Annotated in this window: 13 protein-coding genes; 1 reads left to right on the plus strand and 12 read right to left on the minus strand. The window is 58.2% G+C overall.

Annotated elements, in window-relative coordinates:
- Positions 1 to 57: 57 nt before the first annotated feature.
- From sucD to sdhC, 8 genes are all read right to left on the minus strand, one after another.
- Positions 58 to 927, minus strand: coding sequence for a succinate--CoA ligase subunit alpha (gene sucD / locus G9X48_RS09700; protein WP_004385340.1), 870 nt, complete (start codon positions 925 to 927; stop codon positions 58 to 60).
- Positions 927 to 2,093, minus strand: coding sequence for an ADP-forming succinate--CoA ligase subunit beta (gene sucC, locus G9X48_RS09705; RefSeq protein WP_004385341.1), 1,167 nt, complete (start codon positions 2,091 to 2,093; stop codon positions 927 to 929). The genes sucD and sucC overlap by 1 nt, the downstream gene beginning before the upstream one ends.
- 110 nt (positions 2,094 to 2,203) lie before the next feature.
- On the minus strand, positions 2,204 to 3,427 hold the full coding sequence (gene odhB, locus G9X48_RS09710; RefSeq protein ID WP_007900435.1) for a 2-oxoglutarate dehydrogenase complex dihydrolipoyllysine-residue succinyltransferase: 1,224 nt from the start codon (positions 3,425 to 3,427) through the stop codon (positions 2,204 to 2,206).
- A gap of 14 nt (positions 3,428 to 3,441) precedes the next feature.
- The gene (gene sucA, locus G9X48_RS09715; protein ID WP_007848384.1) at positions 3,442 to 6,249 is read right to left on the minus strand and encodes a 2-oxoglutarate dehydrogenase E1 component; all 2,808 of its coding nucleotides are present in this window, start codon (positions 6,247 to 6,249) and stop codon (positions 3,442 to 3,444) included.
- Between the two features lie 450 nt (positions 6,250 to 6,699).
- On the minus strand, positions 6,700 to 7,416 hold the full coding sequence (locus G9X48_RS09720) for a succinate dehydrogenase iron-sulfur subunit (RefSeq protein ID WP_004387831.1): 717 nt from the start codon (positions 7,414 to 7,416) through the stop codon (positions 6,700 to 6,702).
- 15 nt (positions 7,417 to 7,431) lie between these two features.
- Positions 7,432 to 9,198, minus strand: coding sequence for a succinate dehydrogenase flavoprotein subunit (gene sdhA / locus G9X48_RS09725; RefSeq protein WP_007781922.1), 1,767 nt, complete (start codon positions 9,196 to 9,198; stop codon positions 7,432 to 7,434).
- Positions 9,199 to 9,546 (minus strand): succinate dehydrogenase membrane anchor subunit, encoded by a 348-nt coding sequence (sdhD, locus tag G9X48_RS09730; protein WP_012125336.1) that lies wholly within the window; start codon positions 9,544 to 9,546, stop codon positions 9,199 to 9,201.
- Entirely contained in the window at positions 9,540 to 9,929 is a 390-nt protein-coding gene (gene sdhC, locus G9X48_RS09735; RefSeq protein WP_004387834.1) for a succinate dehydrogenase cytochrome b556 subunit, read from the minus strand. The genes sdhD and sdhC overlap by 7 nt, the downstream gene beginning before the upstream one ends.
- Before the next feature lie 653 nt (positions 9,930 to 10,582).
- On the opposite strand from sdhC, the gene G9X48_RS09740 reads away from it, so the two are divergent.
- On the plus strand, positions 10,583 to 11,869 hold the full coding sequence (locus tag G9X48_RS09740; RefSeq protein ID WP_004387835.1) for a citrate synthase: 1,287 nt from the start codon (positions 10,583 to 10,585) through the stop codon (positions 11,867 to 11,869).
- Between the two features lie 254 nt (positions 11,870 to 12,123).
- Here the strand turns inward: G9X48_RS09740 and nei are convergent, their stop codons facing one another.
- The 4 genes from nei to G9X48_RS09760 form a co-directional block, all read right to left on the minus strand.
- Positions 12,124 to 12,915 carry an endonuclease VIII gene (gene nei / locus G9X48_RS09745; RefSeq protein ID WP_097641215.1) on the minus strand — a complete coding sequence of 264 codons (792 nt, stop codon included), beginning with the start codon at positions 12,913 to 12,915 and terminating at the stop codon, positions 12,124 to 12,126.
- 105 nt (positions 12,916 to 13,020) lie between these two features.
- Positions 13,021 to 14,016 carry a DUF2891 domain-containing protein gene (locus tag G9X48_RS09750; protein ID WP_097641214.1) on the minus strand — a complete coding sequence of 332 codons (996 nt, stop codon included), beginning with the start codon at positions 14,014 to 14,016 and terminating at the stop codon, positions 13,021 to 13,023.
- A gap of 19 nt (positions 14,017 to 14,035) precedes the next feature.
- A complete protein-coding gene (locus G9X48_RS09755) occupies positions 14,036 to 15,022 on the minus strand; it encodes a DUF979 domain-containing protein (protein ID WP_015386883.1) in 987 nt (328 codons plus the stop codon).
- Positions 15,019 to 15,741, minus strand: coding sequence for a DUF969 domain-containing protein (locus G9X48_RS09760; RefSeq protein WP_004386657.1), 723 nt, complete (start codon positions 15,739 to 15,741; stop codon positions 15,019 to 15,021). Before G9X48_RS09760 ends, G9X48_RS09755 begins: the two co-directional genes overlap by 4 nt.
- Positions 15,742 to 15,823 lie beyond the last annotated feature (82 nt).

The following is a 15,823-nucleotide window of genomic DNA, read 5'->3' on the forward strand; positions in this document are numbered from 1 at the left end:
AACCATGTCGAATCTTATTATCGGGTGGTTTAGCCTCCCACCCACGAGGTAAGACATTTACTTCAGAATGGTTTTCAGCGCGTCGCCGATGTCCGCCAGGCTGCGCACGGTTTTCACGCCTGCCGCTTCCAGCGCCGCGAATTTCTCATCCGCCGTGCCTTTGCCGCCTGCGATAATCGCGCCCGCGTGGCCCATACGCTTGCCTTTCGGCGCGGTTACGCCTGCGATGTAGCCCACTACCGGTTTGGTGACGTGATCTTTAATATACGCCGCCGCTTCTTCTTCCGCGCTGCCGCCGATCTCGCCGATCATCACGATCGCTTCGGTCTGCGGATCTTCCTGGAACAGCTTCAGGATATCGATGAAGTTAGAGCCCGGGATCGGGTCGCCGCCGATACCCACGCAGGTCGACTGACCAAAACCGTAATCGGTGGTCTGTTTAACCGCTTCGTAGGTCAGGGTGCCGGAGCGGGAAACGATGCCCACGCGGCCAGGCTGGTGGATGTGGCCCGGCATGATGCCGATTTTGCACTCGCCTGGGGTGATAACGCCCGGGCAGTTCGGCCCGATCATGCGCACGCCGGCTTCATCCAGCTTCACTTTCACCGTCAGCATATCCAGCGTCGGGATGCCTTCAGTAATGGTGATGATGAGCTTAATGCCTGCGTCGATGGCTTCCAGAATGGAGTCTTTGCAGAACGGTGCCGGAACGTAGATAACGGACGCGGTCGCGCCGGTCGCCTCTACCGCTTCGCGCACGGTGTTAAACACCGGCAGGCCGAGGTGCGTGGTGCCGCCTTTACCTGGCGTTACGCCGCCAACCATCTGGGTGCCGTAAGCGATAGCCTGTTCGGAGTGGAATGTCCCCTGGCTGCCGGTAAAGCCCTGGCAGATAACTTTGGTGTTTTTATCGATCAGAATGGACATTATTTCCCCTCCACAGCAGCAACAACCTGCTGAGCTGCATCCGTCAGACTTTTCGCTGCAATAATATTCAGGCCGCTGTCGGCCAGTTTCTTCGCGCCCAGCTCGGCGTTGTTGCCTTCAAGACGCACGACAACCGGAACGTTCACGCCCACTTCCGCCACCGCGCCGATGATGCCGTCGGCAATCAGATCGCAGCGCACGATACCGCCGAAGATGTTAACCAGTACGGCTTTCACTTTGTCGTCAGACAGAATGATTTTGAACGCTTCGGTCACACGCTCTTTGGTCGCGCCGCCGCCCACGTCCAGGAAGTTCGCCGGTTCGCCGCCGTGCAGCTTCACGATATCCATAGTGCCCATCGCGAGGCCCGCGCCGTTCACCATGCAACCGATGTTGCCGTCCAGCGCCACGTAGTTCAGCTCCCACTGCGCGGCCTGCGCTTCGCGCGGATCTTCCTGAGACTGGTCGCGCATTTCACGCAGATCCGGCTGGCGGAACAGTGCGTTGCCGTCAGCGCCCAGTTTGCCGTCGAGGCAGATCAGGTCGCCCTGAGAGGTGATAACCAGCGGGTTGATTTCGATAAGTGCCAGGTCGCGCTCCAGGAAAATGTTCGCCAGCCCCATAAACACTTTGGTGAACTGCTGAACCAGTTTCCCTTCAAGGCCCAGTTTGAAGGCCAGCTCGCGTCCCTGATACGGCATCGGGCCGGTCAGCGGATCGATAGCGACTTTGTGGATCAGGTGCGGGGTTTCTTCCGCCACTTTTTCGATTTCCACGCCGCCTTCGGTAGAGGCCATGAACACCACGCGACGGGAGCCACGGTCAACCACCGCGCCGAGGTAGAGTTCTTTCGCGATATCGGTCGCCGCTTCCACCAGGATCTGGTTAACCGGCTGGCCGTTCGCGTCCGTTTGATAGGTCACCAGGCGTTTGCCCAGCCAGTGCTCGGCAAAGGCGCGAATCTCTTCTTTGCTCTTAACGACTTTTACACCGCCCGCTTTACCGCGGCCGCCTGCGTGCACCTGGCATTTCACTACCCACGGGCCGGAGCCGATTTTAGAGGCGGCTTCTTCTGCTTCACGCGGAGTCGAGCAGGCATAACCTACCGGCGTCGGCAGGCCTGATCTGGCAAACAGCTGTTTCGCCTGATATTCGTGTAAGTTCATCTCTTCAGTCCATCAAGAAAAAGCGCATTCACGCTCGGAGTTCGAAATTGCCGCGCCTCGCGGCGCGACCATAAACACTACCTGAGGGCGGTCGGGCCGCCCTTGTGAAACTACACGTCCAGCAGCAGACGAGTCGGATCTTCCAGCAACTCTTTAATGGTCACCAGGAAACCTACCGATTCACGGCCGTCGATCAGACGGTGATCGTAGGAGAGTGCCAGGTACATCATCGGCAGGATCTCAACCTTGCCGTCCACCGCCATCGGGCGATCTTTAATGGCGTGCATGCCGAGGATCGCGCTCTGCGGCGGGTTGATGATAGGCGTGGACATCAGCGAGCCGAAAACGCCTCCGTTGGTAATGGTGAAGTTACCGCCGGTCAGGTCTTCTACGGTCAGTTTGCCGTCACGGCCTTTGACCGCCAGCTCTTTGATTTTCTTCTCGATGTCCGCCATGCCCAGCACGTCCACATCACGCAGAACCGGGGTCACCAGGCCGCGCGGCGTAGAGACCGCCATGCTGACGTCGAAATAGTTGTGGTACACCACGTCGTCGCCATCGATGGAGGCGTTCACTTCCGGGAAGCGTTTGAGCGCTTCAACGACCGCTTTCACGTAGAAGGACATAAAGCCCAGACGGATACCGTGACGTTTTTCGAAGGCGTCGCCGTACTGCTTACGCAGATCCATAATCGGCTTCATGTTCACTTCGTTGAACGTGGTCAGCATCGCGGTGGAGTTTTTCGCTTCCAGCAGACGCTCGGCCACGCGTTTGCGCAGGCGGGTCATCGGCACGCGTTTTTCACTGCGGGAGCCGAGCTGCGGCTGCGGCGCGGCGGCGGCTTGTTCCGGCGCTTTTGCAGATTCGCTGCCGTTCGCTTTCGCCAGATGTTTTTCCACATCTTCACGGGTCAGACGGCCACCGACGCCGGTGCCTTTGATGGCGGCCGCGTCCAGGTTGTGTTCGGCGAGCAGACGGCGGATAGCCGGGCTCAGCGCGTCGTTATTTTGTTCTTCGAGAGACGCCTGCTGGCGCTGCGCCGGGGTAGATTCTTTCGCTTCCGGTTTGGCGCTGCTCTCTTTGCCCGCGCTGTTGCCTTCGCGCAGGCGGCCCAGGATCTGGCGAGAGGTGACGGTGCTGCCTTCGTCTTCCAGTACCGCATCCAGAACGCCGTCAGCCGACGCCGGTACTTCCAGTACCACTTTGTCAGTTTCGATTTCTACCAGCACTTCATCGCGTTTCACCGCGTCGCCCGGCTTTTTATGCCAGGTGGCGACGGTTGCGTCAGCAACGGATTCAGGCAGGTCGGGAACAAGAATATCTACGCTACTCATTATTTATCCTTTAATTAATTGACGTTCAGCGCGTCATTAACCAGATCTTGTTGCTGTTTCTGGTGAACGGACATATACCCTACCGCCGGCGAGGCGGAGGCCGGGCGGCCTGCATAACGTAATGCAGAGCCAAACGGAATCACTTCACGAAGGTGGTGCTGGCTGCAATACCAGGCGCCCTGGTTGAGCGGCTCTTCCTGGCACCAGACGAAATCATGCACGTGCGCGAACGGCTTCAGCGCTTCCTGCACGGCGTGGTGCGGGAACGGGTAGAGCTGTTCGATACGGACAATCGCCACATCCTTCTGATCATTCTTACGACGCTGTTCCAGCAGGTCGTAATAAACCTTACCAGAACAGAGCACGACGCGTTTCACGCCCTGCGGATCAAGCTCGTCTACCTCACCGATAGCCGGCAGGAAGGCGCCGTTGGCCAGCTCTTCAAGGCTTGATACCGCCAGCGGGTGACGCAGCAGCGATTTCGGTGACATCACCACCAGCGGACGGCGCATACCGCGCAGCGCCTGGCGGCGCAGCATGTGATAAACCTGCGCCGGGGTCGACGGCACGCACACCTGCATGTTCTGCTCGGCGCAGAGCTGCAGATAACGCTCCAGACGCGCGGAGGAGTGTTCCGGCCCCTGGCCTTCGTAGCCGTGCGGCAGCAGCATCACCAGGCCACACATACGGCCCCATTTCTGCTCGCCGGAGCTGATGAACTGGTCGATAACCACCTGCGCGCCGTTGGCGAAGTCGCCAAACTGCGCTTCCCAGATGGTCAGCGTGCGCGGCTCTGCAGTCGCATAGCCATATTCAAACGCCAGTACCGCTTCTTCAGACAACACGGAGTCCCAGACTTTGAACTGGCCCTGGCCGTTATGGATGTGTTGCAGCGGCACCCAGGTAGAACCGTTGGCCTGGTTATGCACCACGGCGTGACGGTGGAAGAAGGTGCCACGGCCAGAGTCTTCACCGGACAGGCGCACCGGAATGCCTTCATCGACCAGCGTCGCATAGGCCAGCGTTTCCGCGCCGCCCCAGTCGAACGGCTTCTCGCCGTTCGCCATCAGCTGACGGTCGCCGTAGATTTTCGCCACGCGCGACTGCATCTCGATGCCGTCCGGCACGGTGCTGATGCGCTTCGCCAGTTCCTGCAGACGCTTCATCTCCACTTTGTTCGGGTAGCTTTCGTCCCATTCGTGGTTGAGATACGGCGACCAGGTAAAGGAGTGCATATTCATCGGACGCCACTCTTTCACCACGCACTCGCCGGCATCCAGCGCGTCGCGGTAGAGATTGACCATTTCGGTCGCGTCTTCGAGTTTCGCCACGCCTTCCTGCTCCAGCTTGTCGGCGTAGATTTTGCGCGGGGTCGGGTGTTTTTTGATTTTCTGATACATCAGCGGCTGGGTGGCGCTCGGCTCATCGGCTTCGTTATGGCCGTGACGGCGGTAGCACACCAGATCAATAAACACGTCGCGCTTAAAGGTGTTACGGAAATCCAGCGCCAGGCGGGTCACAAACGCAACCGCTTCCGGGTCGTCTGCGTTGACGTGGAAAATCGGTGCCATGACCATTTTGCCGATGTCGGTGCAGTACGGGGTGGAACGGGCGTCAAGCGGGTTAGAGGTGGTGAAGCCTACCTGGTTGTTGATAACGATACGGACCGTACCGCCCACTTCGTAGCCGCGCGCTTTGGACATGTTCAGGGTTTCCTGAACCACGCCCTGCCCGGCAACCGCTGCGTCGCCGTGAATGGTGATCGGCAGCACTTTGTTGCTGCTCGGCTCGTCCAGACGGTCGAGACGCGCGCGCACCGAGCCCATCACCACCGGGCTGACAATCTCCAGGTGCGACGGGTTAAACGCCAGCGCCAGGTGGACCAGGCCGCCTTCGGTTTCGATATCCGACGAGAAGCCCATGTGATATTTCACATCGCCGGTGCCGAGGTGTTCTTTATGTTTACCGGCGAATTCGTCAAACAGATCCTGCGGTTTTTTACCGAGCACGTTGATGAGCACGTTCAGACGACCGCGGTGCGCCATACCCAGCACCACTTCGCGCGTGCCGCTTTTACCGGCGTGGCGGATCATCTCTTTGAGCATCGGGATTAACGCATCGCCGCCTTCCAGCGAGAAGCGTTTCGCGCCAGGGAATTTCGCGCCCAGATAACGCTCCAGGCCTTCGGCGGCGGTCAGTTCGCTTAAGAAGCGTTTTTTCTCGTCCGCGCTAAAGCCCGCGTGGCCCGCGACCGATTCGATACGCTGCTGGATCCAGCGTTTCTCTTCCGTCGAGGTGATATGCATGTATTCCGCGCCGATGGAGCCGCAGTAAGTCTGCTTAAGCGCCTCGATGAGGTCGCCGAGCTTCATGGTCTCTTTGCCGAGTGCAAAAGAGCCTACGTTAAAGGTTTCCTGGAAATCGGCTTCGGTCAGATCGTGGAACGCAGGGTCCAGATCCGCGACGCGCTCCTGCTGCCACAGGCCCAGCGGATCGAGATTCGCGTGCTGGTGGCCACGGAAGCGATAGGCGTTAATAAGCTGCAGGACTTTAACCTGCTTCGCATTCGTGTCAGGGTCGGAAATCGAGGAAGAGTAACGTGAGGCATCCTTCGCCAGACGACGGAAATAATCACGCGTTTTTGAATGGAATTGATCCGGTTTCGCGCCGGTGCCAGGCAGTTGCTGGAACATAGAGCGCCAGTGGGCGTCCACTGAATCAGGATCGGTTAAGAAGTCTTCATAGAGCTGTTCTATCCAGCTCTGGTTAGAGCCAGAGAGGTAAGAAGAGTCCAGCCAGGCTTTCATTGCGCCGTTCTGCATCGTGATCCCTTAAGCATGTCTGCTTATTTCGCCGTAGAAACTACCACGTACAGTGTTGTACGTGCCGGGGTTCACCTGCGAGCTCTTGTTTAGTGCGGGCCCGCGAAGGAACCTTTAAAAACCGTCTGTAACTCTCGCTTTTCTGGCTGCGACGGCGTTGCGTCTTTCTCTCACCCCAGTCACATAGTTCACTATGCTCCTGGGGACTCGTTCAGCCGCGCCTTGTCTCGCTCAGAAAATCTCGGTTACCTATTTCTCCATAGCGGATTTCGTAGGGCGGATAAGCGCAAGCGCACCCGCCACCACGTTATCGCACAGAAAATAGTAGTGACCTTTCTCTGTATGGCGGTTTTTAAAGGTTTCCTGCTTTTCCCTCTCCCTTCAGGGAGAGGGACACTGATATGTAGGGCGGGTAAGCGTAAGCGCACCCGCCACTACCGCAACACTTACTTACGCGCTGCGCTGCAACAACATCGACTTAATATGGCCGATGGCGCGCGTCGGGTTTAACCCTTTCGGACAGACGCTCACGCAGTTCATGATGCTATGGCAACGGAACACGCTGAACGCATCGCTCAGGCCATCCAGGCGCGCATTGGTTTCGGTATCGCGGCTGTCGATAAGGAAACGGTACGCGGCCAGCAGGCCTGCCGGGCCGATGAACTTGTCCGGGTTCCACCAGAACGACGGGCACGACGTGGAGCAGCAGGCGCACAGAATGCACTCGTACAGCCCGTCGAGCTTCTCGCGTTGCTCCGGCATCTGCAAATGTTCACGCGCTGGCGGATTCTGCCCATTATTCAACAAGTAAGGCTTAATCTTCTCATATTGGGCGTAGAACTGTCCCATGTCCACTACCAGGTCGCGGATAACCGGCAGGCCAGGCAACGGACGGATAACGATTTTCTGCTTGCCCGCGCCCAGGCTTGAGACCGGCGTAATACAGGCGAGGCCGTTTTTGCCGTTCATGTTCAGGCCATCGGAGCCGCAGACGCCTTCACGGCAGGAGCGGCGGAAAGAGAGGCTCGGGTCCTTCTCTTTCAGCAGCATCAGGGCGTCGAGCAGCATCATGTCGCGCCCTTCTTCCTGCTCCAGGGTGTAATCCTGCATGCGCGGCGCGTCGTCGACATCCGGGTTATAGCGATAAATGGAAAACTCGAGTTTCATCACATTGCTCCGCTCTTAATAAGTACGCACTTTCGGCGGGAAAGCCGGGCGCAGCTTAGGCTGCATATTCACTTCGCGACGCGTCATGCTCTCGGTTTGCGGCAAATAGAGGCTGTGGCACAGCCAGTTTTCGTCGTCGCGGTCCGGGTAGTCGAAGCGGCTGTGCGCGCCACGGCTCTCGGTACGGAAGTTCGCCGATACGGCGGTGGCGTAAGCGGTTTCCATCAGGTTGTCCAGCTCAAGGCATTCGACGCGCTGGGTGTTGAACTCGCTGGAGGTGTCGTCCAGACGGGCGTTTTTCAGGCGCTCGCGGATAGCTTTCAGCTGCTCAAGCCCTTTGGCCATCGCGTCGCCTTCGCGGAATACCGAGAAGTTATGCTGCATACATTCCTGCAGCGCTTTGCGGATTTCGACCGGATCTTCGCCGCTGCGGTTGTTGTTCCAGCGGTTGAGGCGCTCCAGCGAGAACTCCACGTCGGAGTCGCTGGCGTCGCGAAGCTGGCCCTGCTCGGCGATGGATTCCTGCAAATGCAGGCCCGCCGCGCGGCCAAACACCACCAGGTCAAGCAGCGAGTTGCCGCCCAGACGGTTGGCGCCGTGTACCGATACGCAGGCGATTTCGCCAACGGCGAACAGGCCCGGGATCACCACGTCTTCGCCCTTCTCGTTCACGGTCAGCGCCTGGCCGGTCACTTTGGTCGGAATACCGCCCATCATGTAGTGGCAGGTCGGGATAACCGGGATCGGCTCTTTAACCGGGTCAACGTGAGCAAAGGTACGGGAGAGTTCCAGAATGCCCGGCAGGCGGGATTCCAGGACTTCTTTACCGAGATGGTCGAGCTTCAGCTTGGCGTGCGGGCCCCACGGGCCGTCGCAGCCGCGGCCTTCGCGGATTTCGATCATGATAGAGCGAGCCACGACGTCGCGGCCCGCCAGATCTTTCGCGTTCGGCGCGTAACGCTCCATAAAGCGCTCGCCATGTTTGTTCAGCAGGTAACCGCCTTCGCCGCGGCACCCTTCGGTGACGAGTACGCCCGCGCCGGCGATGCCGGTCGGGTGGAACTGCCACATTTCCATGTCCTGTACCGGCACGCCAGCGCGCAGCGCCATGCCGACACCGTCGCCGGTGTTGATGTGGGCGTTGGTGGTAGACTGATAAATACGGCCTGCGCCGCCGGTCGCCAGCACGGTCGCGCGGGCTTTGAAGTAGACCACTTCGCCGGTTTCAATGCACAGTGCGGTGCAACCCACCACCGCGCCATCCTGGTTTTTCACCAGATCCAGCGCATACCACTCAGAAAAAATGGTGGTGTGGTTTTTGAGGTTCTGCTGATACAGCGTATGCAGCAGCGCGTGACCGGTACGGTCCGCCGCCGCCGCGGTGCGCGCCGCCTGCTCGCCGCCGAAGTTTTTCGACTGGCCGCCGAACGGGCGCTGATAAATACGGCCGTCATCAAGACGGGAGAACGGCAGCCCCATGTGCTCAAGCTCCAGAATCGCTTCCGGGCCGGTTTTACACATATATTCAATCGCGTCCTGGTCGCCGATATAGTCGGAACCTTTTACCGTGTCATACATGTGCCATTCCCAGTTATCTTCATGGGAATTGCCAAGCGCAACGGTAATACCGCCCTGGGCGGATACGGTGTGAGAACGGGTCGGGAACACCTTGGAGAGCAGCGCACAGGTCTGGCCGCTCTGGGAAATCTGCAGCGCCGCGCGCATACCTGCACCGCCTGCGCCAATAACAACGGCATCAAATTCTCTGACTGGCAAATTCATTTACACACCCCACACCACAACAAATCCATAAATCACGTAAACCACCAGCGCGACAACAATCGCGAGCTGCAAAAACAGACGCAGCGCCAGATGTTTTACGTAGTCGGTCAGCACCTGCCACATCCCAATCCAGGTATGGACGAGAATCGAAATCAGCGTCAGCAGGGTGAACACTTTGGTGAAGGTGGATGAGAAGAAACCAGTCCAGACTTCATATGTCAGGTCGCCGTTCATCGCGAAGAAACCGATCATATAAATGATATACAGCGTCATTACGATGGAGGTGGCGCGAACCAGGATGAAGTCATGTACGCCGTTGCGTCCTAATGCGGAGGCGTTGCTTACCATACGAGGACTCCTGCGAGAATTGAAAGCACGACAGTGATAATAAAAGCGAACTTAGCGGAGCGTTGGCCTGCTGCGAAGGTTTCTTCAAGATAGCCGAAATCCATCAGCATGTGGCGAACGCCGCCAACAACGTGGTAAGCCAGCGCTGTCAGAATGCCCCACAGGATGAATTTTACGAAGAAGCTGTCCATGATGTTGGACGCAGTCAGAAAGCCTTCTTGAGACGAGAGAGAGAGTCCTAACAACCACAGCAGAATGCCGACGGCGACAAAGGTAATCACGCCGGAAACGCGGTGGAGGATAGAAGCAATCGCGGTGACAGGAAACCGGATCGTTGTCAGATCCAGGTTGACAGGTCGTTGTTTATTCACCTTTTTTATCATGAATGCGCCCACATGCTGTTCTTATTGTGTCCTTCCTCCGGTCTGCAGGCGGGTCAAGCAGCGTCATTTTTCTATAACTCCGCGTCATGCAAAATCACCGCTTCCAAAGGCTGCATGACGCGTTACTACGCTGGGTGGCTCGCGGTTGCAAGGTGTTCCGGAGACCTGGCGGCAGTATAGGATGTTCACAATATCATTACAATTAACCTACAAATTCTTTGGCCGCTTTTGGTCGGAACAGTGACCAGGATCACGATAACAACATTATTTTAAATTTTAATCATCTGATTTGACAAATGTTAAACAAATTAGTTACAAACATCACCAGGAAATGCATATAATTCGCAAAAGTTATGGGGTCATGCTTTCACCTGACAATAAGTTATGTAACAGTGTGCCAGTATTGACCGCAGTAATTTAGCCCGGTATTAGTGATAAACAGGTTTGACAAATACTGACGGCTAACACCCTGATTTACTGTTGTTTCACCCAGGTTTGAATGGTTGCCTGCAAGCCGCCCATCGCTCTGTACCCTGGTTTCCCCTCTGAAACAGAGCTGCGCGCCACACAACAAACTGGCAACTGTCCCCCTGCTGGCTGGAGGTAAATCGGCGGTTAACCGTCGCAAGCAACAGGCGCTAAGGAGACCGTAAATGGCTGATAAAAAAGCAAACCTAACCTATAACGGTGATGGTGCTATCGAACTGGATGTGCTAAAAGGCACGCTCGGTCAGGATGTAATCGATATCCGTAGTCTTGGTTCTAAAGGTGTTTTCACGTTCGACCCCGGCTTTACTTCCACCGCATCCTGCGAGTCCAAAATCACCTTTATCGATGGTGACGAAGGTATCCTGCTGCACCGCGGTTTCCCTATCGATCAGTTAGCCACCGAATCTAACTATCTCGAAGTATGTTACATCCTGCTCTACGGCGAGAAGCCGACCCAGGAGCAGTATGACGAATTCAGAACCACCGTCACCCGCCACACCATGATCCATGAGCAGATCACGCGTCTGTTCCACGGTTTCCGTCGCGACTCGCATCCGATGGCCGTACTATGCGGTGTGACCGGCGCGCTGGCGGCGTTCTACCACGACTCGCTGGACGTCAATAACCCGCGTCACCGTGAAATCGCGGCATTCCGTCTGCTCTCTAAAATGCCGACCGTGGCGGCGATGTGTTACAAGTATTCGATCGGCCAGCCGTTTGTTTATCCGCGTAACGATCTCTCCTACTCCGGCAACTTCCTGAATATGATGTTCTCCACCCCGTGCGAGCCTTACGAGGTCAACCCGGTGCTGGAGCGCGCGATGGATCGCATTCTGATCCTGCACGCGGATCATGAGCAGAACGCGTCAACCTCTACCGTGCGTACCGCAGGCTCCTCCGGCGCGAACCCGTTCGCATGTATCGCCGCGGGCATCGCCTCCCTGTGGGGACCGGCGCACGGTGGCGCTAACGAAGCCGCGCTCAAGATGCTGGAAGAGATCAGCACCGTTGAGCACATTCCGGAATTCGTGCGCCGCGCGAAAGACAAAAACGACTCTTTCCGCCTGATGGGCTTTGGTCATCGCGTTTATAAAAACTATGACCCGCGCGCCACCGTAATGCGCGAAACCTGCCACGAAGTGCTGAAAGAGCTGGGCACCAAAGACGATCTGCTGGAAGTGGCGATGGAGCTGGAAAACATCGCGCTGAACGATCCGTATTTCATCGAGAAGAAACTCTACCCGAACGTGGATTTCTACTCCGGCATCATCCTGAAAGCGATGGGCATTCCGTCTTCCATGTTTACCGTTATTTTCGCGATGGCGCGTACCGTGGGCTGGATTGCGCACTGGAACGAGATGCACAGCGAAGGCATGAAGATCGCGCGTCCGCGTCAGCTGTACACCGGCTACGAGCAGCGTGATTTCAAATCTGACCTGACCAAACGTTAATTTGACGCTGCGGTTAATCTGAAAAACGCGCCTTCGGGCGCGTTTTTTTATGGGCGTTTTGGCGGCGGGTGCGCTGCGCTTACCCGCCCTACACCGAACAACCGTTTTTGTATTTAACGTAGGGCGGGTAAGCAACGCGCACCCGCCAGATTTTGTAGAGTGGGTAAGCGCAGCGCACCCGCCACAACCCATCTATATTTTACGTAGGGCGGGTAAGCAACGCGCACCCGCCATTTCCCTGGTCCACGCATCCCCTACGCCTGGCACCCTGGACACCAGTAAAACGGCCGCGACGACAGCGTCGTCTTCTCGATAATTCCCCCGCAGCGGCGGCATTTTTTCCCGGCGCGGTGAAACACCTCGAAGCGAAACAGCGCGCCGTGATGCTTATTCTCATCCACCGTGCCGCGCGTTTGATAAGACAGCCGGGGGATCTCAAGACACGCGCGGGCCAGCGCATCAAGCTGCGTATTATTCAGCTCTATTGCCTTGTGGCGCGGCGCAAGCTGCGCCTGCCAGAGGATCTCCACACGCAAATAATTGCCAAGCCCCGCGAGAAACGCCTGGTCCAGCAGCAGCCCGCTGAACTGACGGCGGTGAAAACGCGGGCTCAGGAGCCGTTCTTTCACCTGCTCCACCGTCAGCGACATATCCAGCACATCAGGCCCGACGCGCTGCAAAAACGCGTGCGCCGCCACGCCGTCGGCATCCAGCATCTCAATTTCCGAGGCGCTGTAAAGCAGCACCGCGGCGTCTTCGGTTTCAAGCCGCACGCGCAGGCTTCGCGTCGTTTGCGGCGTTTCACCCGCTTTCACCACGCGCCAGACGCCATACAGCTGGTTGTGGCTGTAGAGCGTCAGCCCACAGGAAAAATGCGTCAGCAGCGCTTTGCCGCGGGTTTCAAAACGCTCAACCCGCGCGCCGGTCAGTTGCGCTTCAAACGGTTTTAATTCAGGAAACGCAAACCAGACACGGGTTAGCGGTTTGCCCGCGACTGCCGCTTCAAGCTTGTCCGCCGCGCGGCGGATCTCCGGTCCTTCCGGCATCGTTCATCCTTTCAGGTTACTTAAGCATTAAAACGTAAGGATAAACTGTAGCAGCACGGGCGAAGAGAAACAGGCAACCGCCGCAAAAAAGCGGCGGTTAACAGCTTACTCCAGCGCCAGCAGCGCAAAGCTTGCCAGCCAGTGGCCGCCGCTGTAGTGGCTGCCGACCACATGCTCAACGCTTGCCGCGAGATGGCGCTGCACCGCCTCCTGCAGCGCCATCTGCGCAGGGTGATCTTCCGGGAGCGCCGCGGCGATATGCTTCATACACCAGGCGCGGCTTAAGTTAAGCCCGTCGAGGTGGGCGATTTTCGGGTCGGCGCGATCGCTCACCATTGCCGGGTGCATCAGCGCCGCCACGTTGCCGATATCCGGCAGATACGCGTCAAACCAGGCCGGGAAATTGTCCGCCGTTTTACTCATCAGCAGCGCTTCGGTGAGCGCGCCGGAGAGATATTCATCGCCGCCCGGCTCGTAGTGTGCCGGGTAGTCGGTGTCGGCCTGATAAAAGCGTGTCGTCGCGTCAGTAATGGCGCGCTCAAGCGTCTTATCACCAAGCGCGCGGGCGTAATCCAGGCCGAGGGCGAGCGCAAACGCCGTGTTGTAATGGGTGCCGACGCGAATCGGGTACGTCAGCTTGCTGAGGTAATCGATAAGGCGCGCACGGATATCCTGGGTCAGCGGCGCCAGTATTTCATGCCAGCGCGCGGCCTGCGGCAGGTCGGATTCGTGCAACTCCCGGGCGAGCGCCAGCAGCCAACCGTAGCCATACGGGCGCTCAAACGAGGCGCGGAACGGCGCGGTAAAATACGCCACTTCGCGCGCCACATTCGCAGGCGTGATGTGTTCATCGAACAGCGCGATGATCTCTTCGCGGCACGACAGCGTCGGATAGCGGCGCAGGCAGCGCAGCAGCAGCCAGTAGCCATGCACCGCCGAATGCCAGTCAAAGCAGCCGTAGAAAATCGGGTGCAGCTCGCGCGGCGGCAGCGCGTCGGCGTCATCATTCATCAAATGCATGATGTGGTTCGGATACTCCTGTCGCAGATAGGTCAGAGGCATCCGGGCAAAGGCGTCGGCCTGGGGTTGTGTCAGTGTCATAACAGCTCCTTAGTGGGCCTTAGCGAAATACGATGAAATACATCAGGAAAACGTTCACCACCAGCAGCGTCAACGCCGTCGGGATCTGAATTTTTATCACCTGATATTTGTCTTTCAGCTCCAGCAGCGCGGCGGGAACGATATTAAAATTCGCCGCCATCGGCGTCATCAGCGTGCCGCAGTAGCCTGCATACATACCGATAGCCAGCAGCGGTGCCGGGTCGCCGTGGTGATGGTTAATCAACAATGGCAGCGCGATGCCCGCGCTCAGCACCGGGAACGCCGCAAACGCGTTGCCCATGATCATCGTGAAAAGCGCCATGCCGATGCAGTAGATAACCACCAGCATGAAGCGGTTTTCCGGATCGACGAACAGACTCACCACGCGCTGCACCGCCGTGCCGGTATCGGCGGCGACAAACACCCCGCCGAGCATCGCCAGCATCTGCGGCAAAATCACCGCCCAGCCGATGGTATCCACCAGTCGGCGCGACTGGCGAATCGCATGCAGCGGCGTGCCGCGCGTGAGCCACCAGCCCACCAGCAGCGCCGCGACACACGCCACGCACAGCGCGGCGAGCGTCAGCTGTTTTTGATCCAGCAGGAACACGCCGCCCACCGAGACGCCTTTTAAAAACAGCGTGCCAATCACCGTCACCACCGGGATAAGCAACGCCGGCAGAAACAGCCAGTTACCCAGACGGCGAGACGACGCCTCGCGCTCCTCCTCGGTGGACATTTTATAGTGCCCCTTCCCGACCAGCCCAAAGCCCGCCAGCAGCGCGATAACAATCACCGCGCCGCCGATAATGCGGTAGGCCAGCGAGCGGCCCAGCCCCTGCACCAGCAGATCGCCGAAGAGAAAAATCCCGCCGAACAGGAACCAGAACAGCGCGGTGGTAAAGCGTTTCGGATTACCGCGATCGCGAAGCGTCATCACCACCAGCAGCATGACGATAAAGCCTATCAGGTAGTAGACGCGGTTAATGGTCAGCAACGTACTCATTGCGCGGCCTCCTGATTGCCCTGCTCTGCGCGCCAGGCCAACACCTCGCGGCGAATGCTGGCGTCTAAGCGCAGCAGGCGCGCCATATGAATAATCAGCGCCGCAATCGCGGTCGGAATGGCCCACAGGCCGATATGCAGCGGCTCGATACCGGGAATGCCGTTCTCTTTCAGGAACGCGTCAATCAGCAGCACCGCGCCGAAGGCGATAAAAATATCTTCACCGAAAAACACCGCGATATTGTCGCAGGCAGCGGCGTGGGCTTTGATTTTGTCGCGGATGTGCGCAGGCAGCTCGCCATATTCATTGAGCGCCGCGCCTTCCGCCATCGGCGCCAGCAGCGGACGCACGGTCTGGGCGTGGCCGCCAAGCGACATCAGCCCAAGCGCCGCGGTGCCTTCACGCACCACGAAATAGAGCATCAGAATACGCGCCGAGGTGGCGCTGGCGATTTTCGCCACCCACGCCTGGGCGCGCTCTTTCAGGCCGTAATACTCCAGCAGGCCAATCACCGGCAGGATCAGAATGAAGGTCGCGAGCGAGCGGCTGTTAACGAACTTTTCACCGAAGGTTTCCAGCAGCATGCCGAAATCCATGCCGACGGTAAGCCCGGTCGTCAGCCCGGCGACCACCACCACCAGCAGCGGGTTAAAACGCAGCGCGAAACCGATAACCACCACCGGAATACCGATGAGCGGCAACAGAGAGGAACCGTCCATACATTGTTACCCTTTCCAAAGTGAGCGTTGCACGCCGAAGGCTATTCTGCTCCTTCGCCAGTGGCGAAGCGTGGGCATTGCG

This window comes from Cronobacter sp. HA18006, assembly GCF_011605445.1.
Lineage (GTDB): Bacteria > Pseudomonadota > Gammaproteobacteria > Enterobacterales > Enterobacteriaceae > Cronobacter > Cronobacter sakazakii.

Coding starts and splice junctions, on each gene's coding strand:
- sdhD (WP_012125336.1), bottom strand. CDS start 9,546: ATGGTAAGCAACGCCTCCGCATTAGGACGCAACGGCGTACATGACTTC.
- odhB (WP_007900435.1), bottom strand. CDS start 3,427: ATGAGTAGCGTAGATATTCTTGTTCCCGACCTGCCTGAATCCGTTGCT.
- sdhC (WP_004387834.1), bottom strand. CDS start 9,929: ATGATAAAAAAGGTGAATAAACAACGACCTGTCAACCTGGATCTGACA.
- sucD (WP_004385340.1), bottom strand. CDS start 927: ATGTCCATTCTGATCGATAAAAACACCAAAGTTATCTGCCAGGGCTTT.
- G9X48_RS09760 (WP_004386657.1), bottom strand. CDS start 15,741: ATGGACGGTTCCTCTCTGTTGCCGCTCATCGGTATTCCGGTGGTGGTT.
- sucC (WP_004385341.1), bottom strand. CDS start 2,093: ATGAACTTACACGAATATCAGGCGAAACAGCTGTTTGCCAGATCAGGC.
- sdhA (WP_007781922.1), bottom strand. CDS start 9,198: ATGAATTTGCCAGTCAGAGAATTTGATGCCGTTGTTATTGGCGCAGGC.
- nei (WP_097641215.1), bottom strand. CDS start 12,915: ATGCCGGAAGGACCGGAGATCCGCCGCGCGGCGGACAAGCTTGAAGCG.
- G9X48_RS09740 (WP_004387835.1), top strand. CDS start 10,583: ATGGCTGATAAAAAAGCAAACCTAACCTATAACGGTGATGGTGCTATC.
- sucA (WP_007848384.1), bottom strand. CDS start 6,249: ATGCAGAACGGCGCAATGAAAGCCTGGCTGGACTCTTCTTACCTCTCT.
- G9X48_RS09750 (WP_097641214.1), bottom strand. CDS start 14,016: ATGACACTGACACAACCCCAGGCCGACGCCTTTGCCCGGATGCCTCTG.
- G9X48_RS09755 (WP_015386883.1), bottom strand. CDS start 15,022: ATGAGTACGTTGCTGACCATTAACCGCGTCTACTACCTGATAGGCTTT.
- G9X48_RS09720 (WP_004387831.1), bottom strand. CDS start 7,416: ATGAAACTCGAGTTTTCCATTTATCGCTATAACCCGGATGTCGACGAC.